Source organism: Bradyrhizobium sp. SZCCHNS1050, assembly GCF_032484785.1.
In the GTDB taxonomy this organism is placed as follows: Bacteria; Pseudomonadota; Alphaproteobacteria; order Rhizobiales; family Xanthobacteraceae; genus Bradyrhizobium.
Genome location: NZ_JAUETR010000001.1, coordinates 3,328,904 through 3,349,527 on the forward strand (window position 1 = coordinate 3,328,904; position 20,624 = coordinate 3,349,527).

At 65.1% G+C, this 20,624-nt stretch carries 18 protein-coding genes, 1 tRNA gene and 1 pseudogene; 7 read left to right on the plus strand and 13 right to left on the minus strand.

Going from position 1 to position 20,624, the window contains the following annotated elements:
- Positions 1-153: 153 nt before the first annotated feature.
- A complete protein-coding gene (locus QX094_RS15055; RefSeq protein ID WP_315715351.1) occupies positions 154-1,539 on the minus strand; it encodes an AmpG family muropeptide MFS transporter in 1,386 nt (461 codons plus the stop codon).
- A 117-nt stretch (positions 1,540-1,656) separates the two neighbouring features.
- Positions 1,657-2,892 (minus strand): DNA recombination protein RmuC, encoded by a 1,236-nt coding sequence (locus tag QX094_RS15060; RefSeq protein ID WP_315715352.1) that lies wholly within the window; start codon positions 2,890-2,892, stop codon positions 1,657-1,659.
- Positions 2,893-3,061: 169 nt separating this feature from the next.
- Here QX094_RS15060 and def point away from each other — a divergent pair, with 169 nt between their 5' ends.
- The 3 genes from def (at position 3,062) to truA (ending at position 5,524) form a co-directional block, all read left to right on the plus strand.
- Positions 3,062-3,589 carry a peptide deformylase gene (def, locus tag QX094_RS15065; protein WP_315715353.1) on the plus strand — a complete coding sequence of 176 codons (528 nt, stop codon included), beginning with the start codon at positions 3,062-3,064 and terminating at the stop codon, positions 3,587-3,589.
- Positions 3,590-3,730: 141 nt separating this feature from the next.
- Entirely contained in the window at positions 3,731-4,666 is a 936-nt protein-coding gene (gene fmt, locus QX094_RS15070) for a methionyl-tRNA formyltransferase (RefSeq protein WP_316167270.1), read from the plus strand.
- A 120-nt stretch (positions 4,667-4,786) separates the two neighbouring features.
- The gene (gene truA, locus QX094_RS15075) at positions 4,787-5,524 is read left to right on the plus strand and encodes a tRNA pseudouridine(38-40) synthase TruA (protein ID WP_315752208.1); all 738 of its coding nucleotides are present in this window, start codon (positions 4,787-4,789) and stop codon (positions 5,522-5,524) included.
- A gap of 121 nt (positions 5,525-5,645) precedes the next feature.
- Here truA and dapE read toward each other — a convergent pair whose 3' ends face one another.
- From dapE to rpmH, 11 genes are all read right to left on the minus strand, one after another.
- Entirely contained in the window at positions 5,646-6,800 is a 1,155-nt protein-coding gene (gene dapE / locus QX094_RS15080; protein WP_315825868.1) for a succinyl-diaminopimelate desuccinylase, read from the minus strand.
- A gap of 17 nt (positions 6,801-6,817) precedes the next feature.
- Positions 6,818-7,468 carry a DUF805 domain-containing protein gene (locus tag QX094_RS15085; protein WP_315825869.1) on the minus strand — a complete coding sequence of 217 codons (651 nt, stop codon included), beginning with the start codon at positions 7,466-7,468 and terminating at the stop codon, positions 6,818-6,820.
- A gap of 68 nt (positions 7,469-7,536) precedes the next feature.
- The gene (gene dapD, locus QX094_RS15090; RefSeq protein ID WP_015669883.1) at positions 7,537-8,382 is read right to left on the minus strand and encodes a 2,3,4,5-tetrahydropyridine-2,6-dicarboxylate N-succinyltransferase; all 846 of its coding nucleotides are present in this window, start codon (positions 8,380-8,382) and stop codon (positions 7,537-7,539) included.
- 256 nt (positions 8,383-8,638) lie between these two features.
- The gene (locus QX094_RS15095; protein ID WP_315715358.1) at positions 8,639-9,331 is read right to left on the minus strand and encodes a pyrimidine 5'-nucleotidase; all 693 of its coding nucleotides are present in this window, start codon (positions 9,329-9,331) and stop codon (positions 8,639-8,641) included.
- A 220-nt stretch (positions 9,332-9,551) separates the two neighbouring features.
- On the minus strand, positions 9,552-10,616 hold the full coding sequence (locus QX094_RS15100; protein WP_315825870.1) for a DUF1036 domain-containing protein: 1,065 nt from the start codon (positions 10,614-10,616) through the stop codon (positions 9,552-9,554).
- Positions 10,617-10,726: 110 nt separating this feature from the next.
- The gene (gene argB / locus QX094_RS15105; protein ID WP_012047096.1) at positions 10,727-11,623 is read right to left on the minus strand and encodes an acetylglutamate kinase; all 897 of its coding nucleotides are present in this window, start codon (positions 11,621-11,623) and stop codon (positions 10,727-10,729) included.
- Between the two features lie 75 nt (positions 11,624-11,698).
- Positions 11,699-12,070 (minus strand): DUF423 domain-containing protein, encoded by a 372-nt coding sequence (locus tag QX094_RS15110; RefSeq protein WP_315752203.1) that lies wholly within the window; start codon positions 12,068-12,070, stop codon positions 11,699-11,701.
- Complete coding sequence (gene yihA, locus QX094_RS15115; protein WP_315715361.1) at positions 12,067-12,726, minus strand: ribosome biogenesis GTP-binding protein YihA/YsxC; 660 nt, start codon at positions 12,724-12,726, stop codon at positions 12,067-12,069. The genes QX094_RS15110 and yihA overlap by 4 nt, the downstream gene beginning before the upstream one ends.
- A 145-nt stretch (positions 12,727-12,871) precedes the next feature.
- Positions 12,872-14,737, minus strand: a complete 1,866-nt coding sequence (gene yidC, locus QX094_RS15120; protein WP_315825871.1) for a membrane protein insertase YidC — start codon at positions 14,735-14,737, stop codon at positions 12,872-12,874.
- 22 nt (positions 14,738-14,759) lie between these two features.
- Positions 14,760-15,170 (minus strand): ribonuclease P protein component, encoded by a 411-nt coding sequence (gene rnpA, locus QX094_RS15125; RefSeq protein WP_315715363.1) that lies wholly within the window; start codon positions 15,168-15,170, stop codon positions 14,760-14,762.
- A 31-nt stretch (positions 15,171-15,201) separates the two neighbouring features.
- Positions 15,202-15,336 carry a 50S ribosomal protein L34 gene (gene rpmH / locus QX094_RS15130; protein ID WP_006609582.1) on the minus strand — a complete coding sequence of 45 codons (135 nt, stop codon included), beginning with the start codon at positions 15,334-15,336 and terminating at the stop codon, positions 15,202-15,204.
- Between the two features lie 513 nt (positions 15,337-15,849).
- On the opposite strand from rpmH, the gene QX094_RS15135 reads away from it, so the two are divergent.
- The 4 genes and pseudogenes from QX094_RS15135 (at position 15,850) to QX094_RS15150 (ending at position 20,532) form a co-directional block, all read left to right on the plus strand.
- A complete protein-coding gene (locus QX094_RS15135) occupies positions 15,850-17,325 on the plus strand; it encodes a HAMP domain-containing sensor histidine kinase (protein ID WP_315715364.1) in 1,476 nt (491 codons plus the stop codon).
- 272 nt (positions 17,326-17,597) lie between these two features.
- A tRNA-Arg gene (locus QX094_RS15140) sits at positions 17,598-17,674 on the plus strand.
- A gap of 484 nt (positions 17,675-18,158) precedes the next feature.
- Positions 18,159-19,390: pseudogene (locus QX094_RS15145) on the plus strand (tyrosine-type recombinase/integrase).
- A gap of 485 nt (positions 19,391-19,875) precedes the next feature.
- Positions 19,876-20,532, plus strand: a complete 657-nt coding sequence (locus tag QX094_RS15150; RefSeq protein ID WP_316187973.1) for a hypothetical protein — start codon at positions 19,876-19,878, stop codon at positions 20,530-20,532.
- The last annotated feature ends 92 nt before the right edge of the window (positions 20,533-20,624 follow it).

The following is a 20,624-nucleotide window of genomic DNA, read 5'->3' on the forward strand; positions in this document are numbered from 1 at the left end:
GACGCTGCGAGCGCCGCGTCCTGACTTCTGCAGTCATCGCCCGGCTCGACCGGGCGATCCACTACGCCGCGGCCCCTCGGTTGATAGCTGACGTCTCTGGAATACAGGGTCACCCGCCTTCGCGAGTGACGACAGTTGACGGTGAGGCGGCAGCTACAGCTTCACCGGCCCCAAATCATCGAAATGCCCACGCCGTTGCAGCCAAGCGAGCAGCACGAGGCTCGGGATCGCGACGAGCACGCAGATGACGAAGAATGCAGGCCAGCCGGTCGCTTTCGCCACATAGCCCGCGCCCGATGACAGATAGGTTCGTCCAACCGCGGCGAGCGCGGTGAGCAGCGCATATTGGGTCGCGGTGTGCAGCGGGTTCTGGCACAGCGCAGAGAGATAGGCGACGAAGATCACGGTGCCGATCGCGCTGGTGAAGTTCTCCGCAGAAATCGCCAGCGCCAGCGCCCACTGATTGACGCCGACGATGGCGAGCCATGAGAACGACAGGTTGGCCAGCGCCTGCACGATGCCGCCGATCCACAGGCTGGTGGCGAGCGAGTAGCGCCGCGCGACGAAACCGCCGGCAAAGCCGCCGGCGAGCGTGGCGGCGAGGCCGACGCCTTTCACGATCGCGGCGTAGTCGACCTTGCTGAAGCCGAGATCGATCACGAACGGCGCGGTCATCGTGCCGGAGAAGGCGTCGGTGAACTTGAACAGCACGACGAAGGCGAGCGCCGTGAGCGCATCACGTCGGCCGAGGAATTCGACGAAGGCTCCGGCAGCCGCGTGCATCACGCGGGTGAGCGCGGTGTCCGCACCCATCGCGGCCTCCGCCTGCTGCGACTGGGCCGGCTCGGTCGCCGCGAGGGCCGTGATCGTGCCGATCAGCACCAATCCGGCCATCGCAACATAGCCCCACATCCAGGACGACGGACGCGTCAGCCCCGAGTTCTCGAATGCACTGACCACCACCAGTGCGCCGGCGGTCGAGACCAGCATGCCGATGCGGTAGGCGGCGACATACGCCGCCATGCCCGCGGCCTGCTCACTCTCCGGCAGGCTCTCGACGCGGAAGGCATCGACCACGATGTCCTGGGTCGCCGACATCGCGGCGACCAGCAGCGCGGCCAGCGCCACCATGAACGGCGCGTGCGCCGGGTCGGTCAACGCCAGCAGCAGGATGGCGGCGATCAGCAGCAGTTGCGCGAACACCAGCCAGCCGCGCCGCCGCCCGAAGGCGCGCGTCAGCAGCGGCACGTGCAGCGCGTCGACCAGCGGCGCCCAGAGGAATTTCAGCGTGTAGGGCGTGCCGACGAGCGCGAACAACCCGATGGTCCCGAGGTCGACGCCGAGCTCGCGCATCCAGATCTGCAAGGTCGAGCCGGACAGCGCCAGCGGCAGCCCCGACGAAAATCCGAGGAACAGCACCACGAGCACGCGCGGCTGCAGATAGACGGCCATGCTCTCGCGCCAGGTGGGGGCTTTTGGCGCAGCCTCGGGCTTTGCGCCGGTCGCGGTGATGTCGGAAGAAGCCTCAGGTACGGTCATGGATGGGTGGTAGCAGATTTGCGCAAGAAACGCTCCCCATCTCAGCTGTCATCGTCCGCGAGCCGGGCGATGACAGTCTTGGCAAAATTCAAGCTGCGACAAGGGCGAGCTACCCAATCACTCGCCCGCCTGCACGCGTCCCGCCAGCGGAAACAAATCCGGCGCGGTGCTCGTAGCCGGCGCGATGCGTGGCGACTCCACCGGCGTGTCTTGTTTGCTGAAGTCGAGCTCCTCGATCCGCGCGGCGCGCTTCTCGATCTTGTCGGCCGAGATGAGGATCTGGCGGATGTCCTCGCCGACATCGCCGAAATGCTTCTGCAGCTTGAGCACGCGCTCGCGCAAGCGGCCGAGATCGTCCCCGAGATGGATCACCTCGTTGCGGATCTGGTCGGCGGCGTCGCGGATGCGTGCGTCCTTCATGATCTGCTGCATGACCTGGATCGCGAGCATCAGCAGCGACGGCGACACCAGCACGACGCGCGCGCGATATGCTTTCTGGATGACGTCGTCGAAGCCATCATGGATCTCGGCATAGACCGATTCCGACGGCACGAACATCAGCGCGGTGTCCTGCGTCTCGCCGACCACCAGATATTTCTCCGCGATGTCGTTGACGTGACGCAGCACGTCGGTACGCAGGCGCTGTGCGGCGGTGCGCTTCTCCTCGTCCGTCTCCGCATCATGCAGCGCGGTCACGGCTTCCAACGGAAACTTGGCGTCGATGCACAGCGGCCGCGCATCGGGCAGGAACACCACGCAGTCGGGCCGCTTGCCGCTGGCGAGCGTGTGCTGGAACGCGTAGCTGCCCTTCGGCAGTCCGTCCTGCACGATCGCCTCCATCCGTGCCTGGCCGAACGCGCCGCGCGACTGCTTGTTGGCGAGGACGTCGCGCAGGGTCGTGACCTGGGTCGTCAGCTCGCTGAGATCACGGTGGGCATTGTCGATGATGCCGAGCCGCTCGTGCAGCACGCGCAGACTATCCATGGTGTGCCGCGTACTCTGCTCCATCGACTGTCCGACGCGATGAGTCACCGCATCGAGCCGTTCGTTGACGCTGCGGGCAAGATCAACCTGCCGGCCGGCGAGCAGCTGCGCCATCGCGTCGACCCGGCCGGAGGCCTCGCTCTGGACGCGGATCATCTCGCTGAACCGTTGTTCGATCTCATCGCTGCGCATCGCCTGCTGGGCCGCGAGCTCGGCGCCGCGCCGGCCGGAACGCACCACGGCCGCCACGATCATCACGAGCAGCAGCACCACCAGCACGCCAAATCCGATCAGCGCATCGCTGGCGCGGACCGGAAGGTCGCCGATCATGATGACGACAGGATTGAGGGACTGGCTGGCGGCGGTCATCACGCCCGTCTATCCGATTCGCACAAGCTCGCGAACGAAGAGAGAACATTTATGGTTAAGGCCAGGTTAAGAATCATGGTTAACGAGGCGTTGAAATTCATGGTTAGCGAAGTCTTAACTGCGAGCCATCACATTGACCGCGCCGGTTCCGCGGCTTAAATCGCGCGCCATGTCCCTAAGAGAAATCATCATTCTGCCGGACCGGCAGTTGCGGCTGGTGTCCAAGCCGGTCGAGAAGGTCACGCCGGAGATCCGGCAGCTGGTCGACGACATGTTTCAGACCATGTACGACGCGCCTGGCATCGGGCTCGCAGCGATTCAGGTCGCGCAGCCGCTGCGCGTCATCACCATGGATCTGGCCAAGCCCGACGCGAACGGGGAAGGCAAGCGCGAGCCGCGCGTCTTCATCAATCCGGAGATCGTTGCCAAGTCGGACGAGCTGTCGGTCTACGAGGAAGGCTGCCTGTCGATCCCCGAATATTACGAGGAGGTCGAGCGGCCGGCGCGGGTGCGCGTGCGCTTCACCGATCTCGACGGGCTGGTTCGCGAGGAGGATGCCGAGGGGCTCTACGCCACCTGCATCCAGCACGAGATCGACCATCTCAACGGCGTGCTGTTCATCGACTATCTGTCGAAGCTCAAGCGCGACCGCGTGATGAAGAAGTTCGCCAAGGCCGCCAAGCGCGCCAGCGAGTAACGATCAACTCTCTCCTCCGTCATGCCCGGGCTTGACCCGGGCATCTACGTCGCGCCGCGCGTTACAGGCAGCTCGACGTGGATGACCGGGACAAGCCCGGCCATGACGCGGAGGATTCGGCAATGCAGGATCTTCCACCAGATGCCGCTTCGCCTGATCTTCATGGGCACGCCGGATTTCGCCGTGCCGACCCTGCTCGAACTCGCCGGCCACGGCCACGAGATCGCGGCGGTCTATACGCGCGCGCCCAAACCCGGCGGCCGCCGCGGCCTGGCGCTGGTGCCGACGCCGATCGAGACCGAGGCGCGCCGGCTCGGCATTCCCGTGCTCACGCCGAAGACGCTGAAGACCGAGGACGCGCTGGCTGCGTTCCGCGCCCATGAGGCCGATGCCGCCGTTGTCGTCGCCTATGGCATGATCCTGCCGCAGGCGATTCTCGATGCACCGAAACTCGGCTGCTACAACCTCCACGCCTCGTTGCTGCCACGCTGGCGCGGCGCCGCGCCGATCAACCGTGCCATCATGGCAGGGGACGCTGAAAGCGGCGTGATGGTCATGAAGATGGATGTCGGTCTCGACACCGGCGACGTTGCGATGGCCGAGCGTCTGCCCATCACCGACGCGATGACGGCGTCCGATCTGCACGATCGCCTCTCGCGGATCGGTGCCGACCTGATGGTGCGCGCGATGGCGGCGCTGGAGCGCGGCGGGCTGACGTTGACGAAGCAGGCCGAGGAGGGCGTCACCTACGCTGCCAAGATCGAGAAGGCGGAGGCGCGGATCGATTGGACGAAGCCGGCGCATACGGTGCTGCGGCACATCCACGGCCTGTCGCCATTTCCCGGCGCCTGGAGCGAGGTCGTGCTCGACGGCGAGGCGGTACGGCTGAAGATGCTGCGCTGTGAGCAGGCCGGCGGCGCGGGCGCGCCCGGCACTGTTCTGGATGACCAGCTCACCATCGCCTGCGCCGACGGCGCGATCCGCATCACCGAGCTGCAGCGCGCCGGCAAGGGCCCGATGAAGGCCGCGGATTTCCTGCGCGGCACCCCATTGAATCGCGGTGCTCGTTTTTCGTAACGCTGTCATACCCCGCGAAAGCGGGGTATCCAGTACGCTGAGACGTGCATTGTCGCGCCGAGACGTCGGCGAATACTGGATCGCCCGCCTGCGTGGGCGATGACGGCAGCAATAGACCGAATGCCCCGCTACAAGCTCACCATCGAATATGACGGCGCGCCGTTCTGCGGCTGGCAGCTGCAGGAGACCTTGCCGTCGGTGCAGGGCGCGCTCGAAGCGGCGGTGCAGGCGACCTGCGGCGTGCCCACGCGTGTGCACGGCTCAGGCCGCACCGACGCCGGCGTCCACGCTACCGGCCAGGTTGCGCATTGCGACATCGCCAAGGAGTTCCGCCCGGACAAGCTGCGCGACGCGCTCAACGCGCATCTGCGGCCGAACCCGGTCGCGGTGCTCGCCGCCGAGATCATGCCCGACACCTTCGAAGCGCGGTTCTCCGCGCGCAGGCGGCACTACCGTTACCGGATCGTCAATCGCCGCTCCAACCTCGCGCTGGAGGTCGGCCGCGTCTGGCGGGTGCCGCAGCGGCTCGATTCCGATGCAATGCATGCAGCCGCGCAGCGGCTGATCGGCAAGCACGACTTCACGACGTTCCGCGATACCGAATGCCAGGCGAAATCGCCGGAGAAGACGCTGGATCAGCTCGACGTCGTGAGGGACGGCGATGCGATCACCATCCTCACCTCCGCCCGCTCCTATCTGCATAGCCAGGTCCGCTCGATGGTCGGCTCACTGGTGTGGGTCGGGCAGGGTCGCTGGACCGCCGATGATCTGGCCGCCGCGCTCGCCGCGCGCAACCGCGCCGCCTGCGGCGTCGTCGCGCCGCCGGAAGGGCTTTACCTCGTGAAGGTCGACTACTAATTGCGGCCGTTCCGGTCGAGATCGCGGTGGCGCACAATTGAGGCGCCAAGCGATCGAGATCGCTGCCGCGGAGACCTCCTGGATTCCTTCGCTGCGCTCGCAATGATGCGCAGAGAGGGGGTCACGCGAAGTAGCGATCGAGAATGCCGCGATAGATCTTCGTCAGGGTGGCGATGTCGGCGACCGAGGCGCGCTCGTCGATCTGGTGCATGGTCTGGCCGACCAGGCCGAACTCGATCACCGGGCAGTAGCTCGAGATGAAGCGCGCGTCGGAGGTGCCGCCGGTGGTAGAGAGCTCCGGCTTGCGGCCCGTCACGCTCTCGATCGCCGCAACCGCGAGGTCGGTGAACGGTCCGGGCTTGGTCAGGAACACGTTGGAGTTCGACGGCAGCCAGTCGATGCGGGCGCGGATGCGATTGCCGCAGGCCTTCGTCAGCCGCTCCTCGACCAGCGCGCGCAGCGTCTCCTGCGTATGGCAGTCATTGTAGCGGATGTTGAACTTCGCCCGCGCCAGTCCGGGAATGACGTTGCTGGCGGTGTTGCCGACATCGACGGTGGTGAATTCGAGATTCGACGGCTGGAACTGCGCGCTGCCGTTGTCGAGCGGTTCGTCCGACAAGGCCACGATCAGGCGCGAGATGTCCGGCACCGGGTTGGAGGCGCGGTGCGGGTAGGCGACGTGGCCCTGCTTGCCCTCGACGATCAAGGTGCCGGACTGCGAGCCGCGGCGGCCGATCTTGATGCAGTCGCCCATGACCTCTTGATTGGACGGCTCGCCGAGCACGCAATGGTCGAACCGCTCGCCGCGCTCGGCCGCCCACTTCAACAGCTTGATGGTGCCGTTGATCGAGACGTCCTCCTCGTCGCCGGTGATCAGGAACGAGATCGAGCCCTTCGGCTGTCCGCTGTGATCGCGCAGATAGTCGAGTGCAGCCGCGACGCTGCAGGCGATGCCGCCCTTCATGTCGACGGCGCCACGGCCATAGATGTAGCCGTCCTTCACCTCGCCCGAGAACGCCGGCAGGCTCCACGCCGCTTCATCGCCGGGCGGCACCACATCGGTGTGGCCGGCGAACGTGATGTGCGGCCCGTCGGTGCCGATGCGGGCATAGAGGTTGTCGATGTCGGCCGTGCCTGCTTCGGAGAACGTCACGCGATGCGTCGTGAAGCCCGCGTCTTTCAGCAGGGCCTCGAGCACGCCGAGCGCGCCGGCATCGGCCGGGGTCACGGAGGGGCAGCGGATCAGGTCGCGGGTGATGGCGAGGGCATCGGTCATGCCTTTCGCTTAACATGCTATTTTGCCGGCGGGCTAGTGCTGCCGATTGCCGCTTCCCCTCGCGGCGGGCTCGCAACGTGCGGGGTGAACTCCAGCTCCTTGTGCTGGTTCCAGGCGGGCGCGGGCGGTCTTGGCTGGCCGGAGCGTTCGCTGGATCGGACCTTCGGCAACGGGTTGGGCCCGAAGCGATTGGTCCAGGGATCGCCGGCAAGGCAGTACAATTCGATGAAGGCCCACAGCGAGAGCAGCGCACCAGCGCCGCCCACGATCGCTGGAATGACCGTCCCGGGAATCCGCTCCGCGTACTGGTTGACCAGCCCGGGCACGACGAAGAACGGAACCGTCCACCAGCCGCTCCTGTCGCGGTCATGCAGCCGCTTGATGGCGCCTGCGGCAAACACCCAGACGAACACGGGGGTGAGGATGACGTGGAAGGTGGCGGGGACGATATCGGCGCGGGTCAAGCCGCGAAAGGTGTCCGGGTCGAGGACCGCGAAGATGTCGGTCAGATTGAAGCTGAAGGCCGTCGGGCCGCCCAGCAGCCTGCTCGCGCCCGCCACCAGCGCGGCGGCAAAGACCATCCAGCAGAGCACCACCAGCAACGACAGCCAGAGCTTGGCGCGGTTGATCCGGCCGTGGAAGCGAAACAGAAACCAGGTCCAGTCCATGGACGTCCTCCGGACCGATGGCTTGGCCGGCCCGGAGATTCGTTGCCGCGGCCGCAGCCGCGGTTCAATCAGTCGCGCAACAGCTCGTTGATCGAGGTCTTGGAGCGGGTGCGCTCGTCGACGCGCTTGACGATGACGGCGCAGGCGGTGGAGGGGCCGATCTGGCCGTTCTTCATCGGCTTGCCCGGCAGCGCGCCCGGTACCACGACGGCATATTCCGGCACCTCGCCGACGAAAACCTCGCCCGTCTCTCGGTCGACGATCTTGGTCGACGCGCCCAGGAAAACGCCCATCGACAGCACCGCCCCCTTGCGGACGACCACGCCCTCGGCAACCTCCGAGCGCGCGCCGATGAAGCAGTCATCCTCGATGATCACGGGGCCGGCCTGCAGCGGCTCCAGCACGCCGCCGATGCCGACGCCGCCGGAGATGTGCACGCGCTTGCCGATCTGGGCGCAGGAGCCGACCGTCGACCAGGTGTCGACCATGGTCGCCTCGTCGACATAGGCGCCGAGATTGACGAAGGACGGCATCAGCACGACGTTCCTGGCGATGAAGGCCGAGCGGCGCACGATCGCGCCGGGCACGGCGCGGAAGCCGGCGTCGCGAAAGCGGTTCTCGCCCCAGCCCTCGAACTTCGACGGCACCTTGTCCCACCACGACGCCTGGCCGGGGCCGCCGGGGATCACGCTCATGTCGTTGAGGCGGAACGACAGCAGCACGGCCTTCTTGAGCCACTGGTTGACGCTCCACTTGCCGTCAGTGCCGCGCTCAGCGACCCGGGCCTCGCCCTTGTCGAGCAGCTCCAGCGCGCTCTCCACGGCGTCGCGGACCTCGCCCTTGGTCGTGGTCGAGACGCCATCACGGGCATCGAAGGCGCTGTTGATGGTGGATTCCAGGGCGGACAGTGACATCGGTCGATCCTCGCTTGGTCCCTGGGCAGAAAGCCGGGGACGGCCGTGTACGAGCATGGTGGGCAGGGCGGCTTTTTCGGGATTTGGACCCGGAGAGTCAAGGACGCATCGGTGGCGGGGGCCGTCCGCGCGGGAGGTGCGGCTTATCATGCTCCGTCATTCCGGGATGGTCCGAAGGACTAGGCCCGGAATCTCGAGATTCCGGGTTCGATGCTTCGCATCGCCCCCGGAATGACAGCTCAATGCGTGGCGGGTTTCACCCCACCAGCCGCTGCAAGAACCCGGTCAGATCGTCCGTGACATGATCGACATGCGGATCGTCGCGCCCCGCCAGCTCCCAGTCCTCGCGCACCACCTCCTTGGTGCCGTCGGGCACGACCAGCACGGTCGTCATGCCGAGGTCGTGTGGCACCGCGAGGTTGCGGGAAAGGTCCTCGAACATCGCGGCCCGCGTCGGATCGACGGCATGCAGCTCGAGGAACTTGTCATAGGTCTCGCGCGCCGGCTTCGGCGTCAACTCGGCGGCGATGATGTCGAATACGCCGTGGAAATGCGCGGCAATGCCGAGCCGCGCCAGCACCGCGTCGACGTGGTCGACCGAGCCGTTGGTCAGGATCAGCTTGCGCCCAGGCAGCTTCTCGATCGCCGCGCCCATCGCCGGGTTCGGCTCCAGCGGCGAGTGGTCGATCTTGTGCACGTAGGCAAGGAAGTCGTCGGCGTGCACGCCGTGCTCGGTCATCATGCCGCGCATCGTGGTGCCGTAGCGGCGGTAGTAGTCTTTCTGGATGCGGCGCGCCTCCTCCGCATCGACCTTGAGCCAGTTGGAGACGAACTCGCCGATCCTGGCATCGACCTGCTGCCACAGATTGACGTGATGCGGATACAGCGTGTTGTCGAGGTCGAACACCCAGGTGTCGACGTGATCGAAGGCGCGAGGGGATTTTGTCATGTGGGCGTCGGTCCATCCTGCCTTCGGTCATCATGCCCGGCTAGGGCGGCATATTCCGCTGTCGTCCCGGCGAACGCCGGGACCGATACCGCGGAAGCTATCTTGCGGCATGATGGCTGATGCCGATGGCCCAAACCTCGGCCGGTGGTTATGGATCCCGGCGTTCGCCGGGATGACAGCTGTGGGTGTTGTGGCAACGTGGGCAACATCGCTATGCCCATCACGGCAGCGCGAAGCGCAGCGTCTTGCCGCCGCGGGTGATGTCGACGGCGGTGAATCCGGTGGCGGTGAAGCCGCGGCTCGGGCAGTCGCCCTGCTCTGATGTCTCGAACTTGTTCTCGCGGGTGCAGAGCTGCACCAGCCCGCCCCAGTTCAGCGGCTTGTTCTTCAGTTTGATGGTGCGGTTCTCATCGTCGACCGCCTCGGCGAAGCTGTAGACCTTCTTCGGCTGCCCGGTGATGTCGGGATGCAGGCATTTGCCGGCATCGATGCGGTACCAGCCGCGGCTGACCACGGTGCGGCCGTCGTCGGTGCCGACCGCCGCCATGACCTTGTGCGGGGTGTCGTTGCACCAGGTCAGCCCGGTGGGTGAGGGCGTCTGCACCGCGTCCACCATGGCCGCGAAGAAATTCGGCTGCGACACGACGTCGGATGACAGCCCGCGGCTTTTCAGGAACGCCGCGAGCGCGGCTTGCGTCTTCGGCCCGTCGACGCCGTCGATCGGCGAGGCGTCATAGCCGGCGATGCCGAGCAGCCGCTGGATGCCGGCGAGCCGCGCCTGCTCGTCGTCATATTCGGCGCTCTCGGCGAGATAGGCGATCAGGGTGCCGTCGTCGGCCTTGCTCGGCGTCACCTGCGTGAACGCCGCCGGCGTCTGACCGGTGCGGCACTGGCGGGCGGCGGCGATGACGAAATTGTCCGCCGCCACGCACAGCTGGTCGTTGCCGTTCTCGGCGAGCGGCGACGCGCCGTAGAGGCTGAGCGCGCGTGCATGCAGGAGAATGCGGTCGGCGGTCATCGTCCCCTGCAGCACCACGCGGCAGGTCGCCGGATCGAGCCGGAACCAGCCGCGGGTCGCGGTTGCCGCCTTCTCGTCGATGCCGATTGCGGCCTCGACGACGTAGCTCATTCGGTTGCAGAGCTTGAGGTCGGCGCGGGCGGGGGTGAGGGAGGCGAACAAGGCCAGAAGGATCACAGTGAGGCTGAGCGGAGCGCGAGTCCGGAAGGGTTTGATACGCCCCGCTCTCTCCCCATCGTCATGCCCGGGCTTGACCCGGGCATCCATGTTTCTCGCTCCGAACTCGCCGAACAACGTGGATGGCCGGGCTGTCTGCATTGCGAAGACGCGCTCCGCGCTTTCGCCCGGCCATGACGGAGAGAGTTGGCGGGAAGTGCTCACTTGTGGATCAGCGTGCCCGTGCCCTGGTTGGTGAACAGCTCGAGCAGCACGGCATGCTGCACCTTGCCGTCCAGGATGACGACGCCCTGCACGCCCTGCTCGAGTGCGTAGATGCAGGTCTCGACCTTCGGGATCATGCCGCCGGAGATGGTGCCGTCGGCGATCAGCTTGCGTGCGTCCTTCACCGACAATTCCGGAATCAGCTTCTTCGACTTGTCGAGCACGCCGGGCACGTCGGTGAGCAGCAGGAGGCGCTTGGCCTTCAGCGCACCGGCCACGGCCCCGGCGAACGTATCGGCGTTCACGTTGAAGGTCTGGCCTTCCTTCGAGGTCGCCAGCGGTGCGAGGATCGGGATCAGCTCGTAGCCGATCAGCTGATTCAGCAGCGTCAGATCGACCTTGTCCGGCTCGCCGACGAAGCCGAGATCGACCACCTTCTCGATGTGACTGTCGGGATCGACCATGGTGCGGGTCGCCTTGACCGCGCGCACCATGTTGCCGTCCTTGCCGCACAGCCCGACGGCCTTGCCGCCGGCCTCGTTGATGTAGCCGACCAGCTGCTTGTTGATCGAGCCGGCCAGCACCATCTCGACGATCTCGATCGTCGCCGCGTCCGTGATGCGCAGGCCGGCGGCGAATTCGGAGACGATGCCGAGGCGCTTGAGCATGGTCGCGATCTGCGGGCCGCCGCCATGCACCACCACCGGATTGATCGCGGTCTGCTCCAGCAGCACGATGTCGCGCGCGAACGCTTTTGCGGTGTCCTCGTCGCCCATGGCGTGGCCGCCATATTTGATGACGATGGTTTCGTCGTCGTACTCCTGCATGTGCGGGAGCGCTTCGGACAGGATGCGGGCCTGATCGAGCGGGCTGATGGTGGTCGCGTCGGTCATGTCTGGGAGGTCTCGGCTGTCGGGGGCGTCGCGCCGCGTTCTAGCCGATTGCCGCCCGCGGCGCAAAGCGCCGGATCACGCCCGCCGCGGCCACAGCGCGCAGACCGCGAGTGCGAGCCAGCTCGCGATCTGCAAGCTACCGCCGATCGGCGCCGCGAACGGAAACAGCCGGTCGCCGGTGAACTGCCGCATCAGGAGGTCGCTGGCGAACAGGGCCGGGCCGAGCACGAAGCCGATCGCCGTGACCAGGCCGATGCGCCGATGAACCACGCCGCGCTCTGCCAGCGCGATGGTGCCGAGCAGGGCGCAGGCGTGGAACAGCAGCATGGTGGAGGCGGTCGCGAGCCGCGCTGCGTCGGGCTCGTGCGCGGCCTTGGCCGCCAGCGCGACGCCGGCGGCGCCCATCAGCCCGGCCATTGCGACCAGGATTCGCCACGGCGTCATCATGTGCTGCGCTCTTCCAGCAGCCGCACCATGGCGGCACGCAGCTCCGGCATGCCGGTGCCGGATCGTGACGACGTCGCCAGCACGTGAGGAAACGCCGCCGGATGCTTGGCGAGCGCGGCCTCGGTCTCGGCGATCCGGCTTGCGAGCTCAGCCGGCTTGATCTGGTCGGCCTTGGTCAGGACGAGCTGATAGCTGACGGCGGACCGGTCCAGCGTCTTGAGGATCTCCTGATCGACTTCCTTCAGCCCATGACGGGCATCGATCAGCACATAGACGCGGGCGAGAGAGGCGCGGCCGAGCAGGAATTTGTGGATCAGCTCGGTCCAGGACGCGACCTTGGTCTTCGCCGCGGCGGCATATCCATAGCCGGGCATGTCGACCAGCCGCAGCGGCGCATGCTCGGGCCCCTCGAAGAAGATCAGCTCCTGGGTGCGGCCCGGCGTATGCGAGGTGCGCGCCAGCGCGTTCTGGCCGGTCAGCGCGTTGATCAGGCTGGACTTGCCGACATTGGAGCGGCCGGCGAAGGCGACCTCGATCGCCCCCATCGGCGGCAGGCTTTCGATCGAGGGAGATGCATGGGTGAAGCGCCACGATTGGGCGAACAGCTTGCGACCTTTTTCGATCAGGCGCTCGTCGGTGTCGTGGCTGGTGGTCATGACAAGGCCTCGCTCTTCGTCATGCCCGGGCTTGACCCGGGCATCCACGCCCATTGCGCGGGATATCAAAACGTGGATGGCCGGGACAAGCCCGGCCATGACGGTAGATGGTTGGTTGCTTCAGCGGCTCACGCCGCCTTACTCGTCACGCCGCTTTTTTTTTGAACGTGCCGCGGATGTTGTCGAACAACTCCACCTTCACGCCATTGCGGCGCATGATGAAGCCCTGCTGCAGCACCGAAAGCGTGTTGTTCCAGGCCCAGTAGATCACGAGGCCGGCCGGGAAGCCCGCGAGCATGAAGGTGAAGATCAGCGGCATCCAGTTGAAGATCATCGCCTGGGTCGGATCGGGCGGCGTCGGGTTCAGCTTCATCTGGAACCACATCGTGATGCCCATGATGATCGGCCAGATACCGAGCGCGAGGTAATGGCCGAACAGCGGCAGCTGGGTCGGATCGAAATGCAGGAGCCCGAACAGCGTGAACAGATTGGTCGGATCCGGAGCCGAGAGATCCTTGATCCAGCTGATGAACGGCGCGTGCCGCATCTCGATCGTGACGAAGAGAACCTTGTAGAGTGAGAAGAACACCGGGATCTGCAGCACGACCGGGAGACAGCCGGCGACTGGGTTGATCTTCTCCTTCTTGTAGATCTCCATCATCTCCTGCTGCTGCTTCATCCGGTCGTCCGGATAGCGCTCTTTCAGCGCCTGGAGCTGCGGCTGGATCGCCTTCATCTTGGCCATCGAGGCATAGGACTTGTTAGCCAGCGGGAAGAACAGGGCCTTCACCAGCACCGTCACCAGCAGGATCGAGACGCCGAAATTGCCGAAGAAGCGGAAGAAGAAGTCGAGCGCCAGGAACATCGGCTTGGTCAGGAAGTAGAACCAGCCCCAGTCGATCAGGAGATCGAAATGGTTCAGCGCGAGCTTCTGATTGTAGCCGCCGAGGCCGCCGATCGGGAAGTTGATGCCGACCACGCCGGCTTCCTTGGCGCCGGCGAACAGCCGGGTGGAGACCGACGCCGAGCCGCCGGCCGGCACGGTCTGCGGGGTCTCGACATAGTCGGTCTGGTAGCGGTGCTGGTTGTCGACCAGCTTCGACGAATAGTTCGCCTGCAGCCGCGCATCGGTCATCGGCAGCAGCGCCGCCGCCCAATATTTGTCGGTGATGCCGAGCCAGCCATTGGTGACGTCGAACTTCGCCGCCTTCTCGTCGTCCATCTTCTTGTAGGTGAATTCCTGCAGGCCCTTCTCGCCGAGATAGCCGATCAGGCCTTCGTGCAGGATGTAATAGCCCGACACGTGCGGCGTGCCGTGACGCGAGATCAGGCCGTAGGGATACAGCGTCACCGGTGCGTTGCCGGCGTTGGTGACGTCGTCCTTGATGGTGAAGAGATAGTGATCGTCGACGCTGATGGTGCGCTGGAAAGTCAGGCCGTCGCCGTTGGTGGTGGTCAGCTTCACCGGGGTCGACGGCGTCAGCGCATTCGAGCCGTCCTGCTGCCAGACGGTGTTCTGGTCGGGCACCTGCACCTTGGCGCCGGCGGCGTTCACCCAGCCGAACTCGGCATAATAGGGCTCGGCGGTGTTGGACGGGGAGAACAGCACGATCGCCGGCGATTTCGGATCGACCGTCTCGCGGTACTGCACGAAGGCCAGGTCGTCGATGCGTGCGCCCTTGAGCGAGATGCTGCCGGTCAGCCGCGGTGTGTCGATCTTGACGCGCGGCGTGGCGGCGATGGCGGTGTCGCGCGGCATCACGCCGGTGCCGGTCACGGCGCCGCCCGGCGCGCTCGGGCTGCCGGTCGCGGCCGCGCCCGGCTGCGGGGTGGCCGACGGCGCGGCGCTGTCGGGCTGCGTTGCCGGCGCCTGCTTCTTGGCGAGCTCGGCCTGCATCTGGGCCTGCGCGCGCTGCTTCTCCATCTGCGGTCCGTTGTAGAAGACCTGCCAAAGGATCAGCACGAGGCCGGACAGAATGACGGCGAGGATGGTGTTGCGATTGTCGGTCATCGTTTTCTTATCGTCTCGTCGTTCAATCCGGTTTGCGGGAATGCGCGTCCGGTGCGGGAGCGTTTGGCTTGTCCGCATCCGACGGCTTGCGCGGCTGCGGCTTGGCCTGCGGCCGGTCGAGGCGGCGGAGCGTCGCCTGGAGATCGGCGAGCATGGTCTGGAAGTCGCGTGACAAGGCATCCCGCCGGCCGACCAGCACGTAGTCAGTGTGCGGCCGCATCGACAGGGGATCGAGCCGTTTCACAAGCTCGCGCAGCCGCCGACGGATGCGATTACGCTCCGTGGCGGTGCCATTCTTCTTGGTGACGGTAAAGCCGATCCGGACCGGGCCCCGGTCCGGCCGTTCCCGGCGCTGGACGACGAAGGCAGGGCTGTTCGCCCGCACGCCATCGGCAACGGCGAGGAAGTCCGCCCGCTGCCGTAGCCGATCCATGATGGAAATCTCCGGGACAGACGCCCTGGCTTCAGGCGCTGAGACGCTTGCGGCCCCGGGCGCGACGCGCGGCAAGGACCTTGCGGCCGCCGGTGGTGGCGAGACGGGCGCGGAAGCCGTGACGGCGCTTGCGCACCAGTTTGCTGGGTTGATAAGTCCGCTTCACGGGTCGTTCTCCGCTGACGGGCAATTTGCCAGTTGACAACTTGCCTGCTTGAAATGTCGATTGATGTCCGGTGATGTTTACGGGCCCGAAATGGACCGCTGCCGGCCCTGAAATCGAGCCGCTCCCGGGCGAGCCGGGTCATCGCGGACGGTTGGCGCGGCTTATAAGGGAGCGTCCTGCCTTCGTCAATCGCGGCAAGACGTCATAGGCGGTGCAGGGATCGACGACGCCGAGATCTCGTCAAGACCTTCGTCACCAGCCGTGGGTCAGCGTCGCGAACGACACGAGGCAGGACGAGAACGCAAGTCCCTGCGCACAAGACCCTGCGCACATGACGAAGGCAAGAATGGCTTCGGCGCGGCGGGGTTGAAGACGTCAGAGATCGTGCAGTTTCGGGTTCCATTATGAACGATTTGGAAACCGGAACATGAGCGATCCGTAATTTGACCGGACTCCGGTGCAGTCCCATCTTGCGGTCCCGTAAGGGTGGGGTGTCTCTTACAAGGGCGATACGTGACCGAGAGCGACAACCAGCCAATCCTGGAGCGCCTGCGACCGAAACGGTCGCGGCGGCTCGGCTTGTCTGGAAAGCTGCTGCTGTTGACCATTCCGCTGGTGATGATCGCGGAGGTGCTGATCTACGTGCCGGCGATCGCCAATTTCTGGACCAACCGGCTCAACGACCGCCTGGCGGCCGCAAATACCGCTGCCCTGGTGCTCGACGCCGCACCGTCCGGCATGGTGCCGGATTCGCTGGCGCGGCAGATCCTCACCTCCATCAACGCGCGCGGCGTCGCCATCAAGATGGGCCAGCAGCGCCGTCTGCTCGCGAGCGCCGACCTGCCCGCCTCGATCGACCACGACTTCGACATGCGCGACATGACGGCGTGGTCGTCGATCGTGAACTCGCTGACGATGATGACGGAGACCGGCGACCACACCATGCGGGTGATCGGACCGGCGCCCGGCCGCGCCCAGTTCATCGAGGTCGTCACCGACGAGAAGCCGCTGCGCAAGGCGATGTACCGGTTCTCGCGCAACCTGCTCGGCGTGTCGCTGCTGCTGGCGGTGCTGACCGCGGCGCTGGTCTATCTTGCCCTGCATTTCCTGTTTGTGCGGCCGATGCGGCGCCTCACCGCGAGCCTCGTCGGCTTCCACGAAAATCCGGAGAGCGTGGCGCGAATCATCGTGCCGAGCCAGCGTTCCGACGAGATCGGCGTCGCCGAGCGCGAGCTCGCCGACATGCAGCGCGACCTCGTCTCGATGCTGCATCAGAAGAGCCGGCTCGCCGCGCTCGGCCTCGCCGTGTCCAAGATCAACCACGATCTGCGCAACCTCTTGGCCTCGTCGCAGCTGCTGTCGGACCAGCTCGCCAGCGTGCCGGATCCGCGGGTGCAGCGCTTCGCGCCGAAGCTGATGCGCTCGCTGGAGCGCGCCATCGCGTTCTGCCAGTCGACGCTGTCCTACGGCAAGGTACAGGAGCCGGCGCCGGACCGCCGCATGGTGGTGGTCGAGCCCGTCGTCGCCGAGGTGCGAGAGACCGCCGGCCTGTCGCCGGATGCCTCGATCACCTGGATCGCGGCGATCGAGCGCGGGCTGAAGATCGATGCCGATCCCGACCAGCTGTTCCGCGTGCTGCTCAACCTGGTGCGCAATGCCGCCCAGGCCCTGGACAGCCTCGCGGCGGACGCCGGCGTGCGCCAGATCCGCATCACCGGCCGCCGCGAAGGCGGGGTGGCGATCCTGGAGGTCTCGGACACGGGTCCCGGTGTCCCGGCGAAGGTGCGGGAGCACCTGTTCGAGGCCTTCCGCGGTGCCGGTCGTCCGGGCGGCTCGGGGCTGGGCCTTGCGATTGCGGCCGAATTGGTCCGGGCCCATGATGGCGACATCCAACTGGTCGAAGGGACCCTGGGGGCCACCTTCCGAATCACGATCCCCGACCGTCCTGTCGAGCTGCAGACCTTCTGGACCGAGCGCGCCAGCGCCTGAACCCGGACCGGCCTCACCCGCCATTCCCGCGGGCGATGCCGCAGGCGTCGAGCCCGGAACTCCTGGCGTGTCGGAACGAAGCCCGTCCGCTCCGGCCATGCCGAACCGCGCCGGCGCGTCTGCGGAAAAATGGTCGCAAAATGTCCCGCTCCAGCCTTGCCAAGCGGTCTCCGAGCCGTTAGTCAGGGGCCCTTCGCGAGGCCTGCCGGCGTTTGCCGCTCCGGCCTTCCGGGATCCGGCCACTGGCCCGGAGCCTGCCAAATGCGAAAAACGCGCCCGTAGCTCAGCTGGATAGAGCATCAGACTACGAATCTGAGGGTCGGACGTTCGAATCGTTCCGGGCGCGCCATCTATCCTATTCACATATCATCGATTTCCGCATTGGCTGAAAATCGCCCCAGACTAAGATCTCCATTTAGTCTGGGTTTTAGTCTGGGGATTTTTAGCTGGACTCGAGACTCGTTTGCGCTCTACGAAAGTGGGGAGCTGCCCTCCAGGCCTCTTACCGACGCTCTCATCATTGGCCGTCTTTGTCTTCGCTTGGCCAAAGGTTCGCCGTCACGGTCCATGCTTCCCCCCAACCATGACCAGTCCTAAAAGTCGAACCGCAACCCGACCGTTATCGATCGCGCGACCGCTATCGTGAGTCCGAGTCCCTCCCTCTCCGCCATCCCAGCGTTTGCATCTGTTCGCTGCCGTCCGCCAACCCCCTGAAAAATAGCCATAATTTTAGCGTTTGGATGCATTCTCGCGTTCGCGCCGGTTCGCCCCGAAAACGTGGGTAGACGCGTGCAGGACGCGGGTAGCATCGTGGGTACGGCTGCCAGGCAGAGATGGCGCATCCAGTGGGCCGCCCGACGGCACTGAAGGGTGCGAAGGTCAAGAAGCCCGGCATGTACGCCGACGGAGCCTCTATCTGCAGGTTACAGGCGACGGCGAAAACACGCCTGCCAAATCCTGGATCTTCCGCTTCACCCTTCGCGGCCGCTCCCGCGAAATGGGCCTCGGTTCTTTCTCGATCTTTGGGCTGGCCGAAGCGCGCGCAAAGGCGGCCGAGTGCCGACGGCAGGTTTACGAAGGTATCGATCCGATTGAGGCTCGCCGAGCGCACCGCGCCCAGGCTGCCCTTGAGGCAGCCGCCGCGCTGACCTTCAGGGAGTGCACCAAGTAGTATCTCGCGGCTCACAGCGCCGGCTGGCGCAACGCCAAGCACGCGGCGCAGTGGAGCTCGACGCTTAAGACGTACGCCGAGCCGGCAATCGGGTCGCTTTCGGTTCACGGCATTGACACCGCGCTGGTGATGAAGATCATCGAGCCCTTGTGGGCGAAGAAGCCGGAAACGGCCTCGCGACTGCGCGGCCGAATCGAAGCCGTGCTCGATTGGGCGACGGTGCGCGGCTTTCGTCAGGGGGAGAATCCAGCGCGATGGCGCGGGCATCTCGACAAGCTGTTGCCGGCGCGCGCCAAGGTGCGCAAGGTCAAGCACCATGCGGCCTTGCCTTATGATGAACTACCCGCATTCATGACCGCGTTGCGCGCCCAGGACGGCGTTGCGGCACGGGCGCTCGAATATCTGATTCTCACTGCGGCGCGCACCGGCGAGGTGATCGGCGCGCGACCTGAAGAGATCAAAGACAAGGTCTGGACGGTACCGGCCGGTCGCATGAAGGCTAGTAAGGAGCACCGCGTTCCATTGTCCGCAACGGCGTTCGCCATCATCGAGAAGCTGCGCAAGGAGCAGGGCGGAATATTCCTGTTTCCGGGCGGCAAGCCTGACAAGCCGCTCAGCAACATGGCCATGCTGGCACTGCTCGACCGGATGGACCGTTCCGACATCACGGCCCATGGCTTTCGCTCGACCTTCCGGGACTGGGCCGCCGAATGCACGAACTATCCGAATGAAGTGGTTGAGATAGCGCTGGCTCACATGATCAACAGCAAGGTCGAGGCGGCTTACCGCCGTGGTGACTTGTTCGAGAAGCGCAAGGCGCTGATGTCGGACTGGGCCGAATTTTGCATGGCAAACAACAGTGCGGATCGGGCCATCATCGCGATCCGCGCATGAATTGCCCATTGCCTGTCTTGCGATGTGTATCGCTCCGCTGCTGCCGGAGCGTGGGCGGCGCTGTCCTATGTCCATGTAGGCTCATAGCCCGCGGGTCGTTGGTTTAAATCCAACCCCGCAACCTATTTTCCTTATTGCAACTCTAGCTTTTGCCGCGCGGCGCCGTATGTCCTCGGTACGTTTAAGACCTGCGTTCGACAGAGGCGACGATGATGGAAGAGCAAAAGGAGGAGAAGGTGCCGAACCTTACGAACAGTTCAACGAATCTGTTATGAGGGCGTGGCGTGTTTGACTGCATCGAATTCTCATGAACGACCCTCGTACCCATCCAGTCGATTGTGCTGACAGAGATCCAGGGTGATGAGCCAATGGTGGACAGGCGTTTGTTGTACGCGGCGTACAGGCTCTCCACGATACATTCTGCTCCCGATGGATCGTCAAAGGAGGTCCATGGAACTTGCTTTCTCATTAAATCAGAGGCGTCCTTGTTCGCTGTGACGAACAGGCACAATCTGGATCTCGCCTTCAAGGACCACGCTTGGCTCGGTTATAAGTTCGAGGCGTTCAAAATATCCGGTTATTCAGACAATGAGCATTACTATGAAACCATTCCAAGAAGCCTCGCGCGCTTCATCTTTGCAGCAAATTCGGGGGAAGACGTTGCGGTGTTCGATCTCACCGACGGGCAAATGCAGTACCTCCGCCGCAGGAAACCGGCAGAGGCGCCCGGAACGGTGGTCGGACCGCCGGCCCTTTTCAGTGCCGAGATTGATATGCTAGCGACGGACGACGATCTACGGCGACTTGCGCCAGGAGCGCAAATATTGATGCCGAGCTACTCATTACACTATGACAGAAGTAGCGAGCGGCCTGTGATGCGGGGAGGAATTGTTTCGAGCGATCCCGCTAGCGATTATCAAACCGAGGGACAGGAGCCCGCTAGGCGCGTGCTGCTCCAAGTGCAATCTGCCTCCGGAGCTTCTGGCGCGCCTGTCTTCGCCCAACTGGATGCTGAGGCCGTGCTACTTGGTGTAAACGCTGGCCAGCTTTTGATTGGCGGGTTGCCGTCCGGCTTCTCGTATTGCTTCAAAGCGCAATGCATTCGCGAATGCATTCAGAATCTGATCGCCCTGCGAGGGTAGCTCCTCCTTGCTTCCGTATTCGATGGTGCCGCAGAAGTTTTCGGAACATGGCAGTCAAGGAATTTCGATCGCACGATGAATCCGTTCGCCAG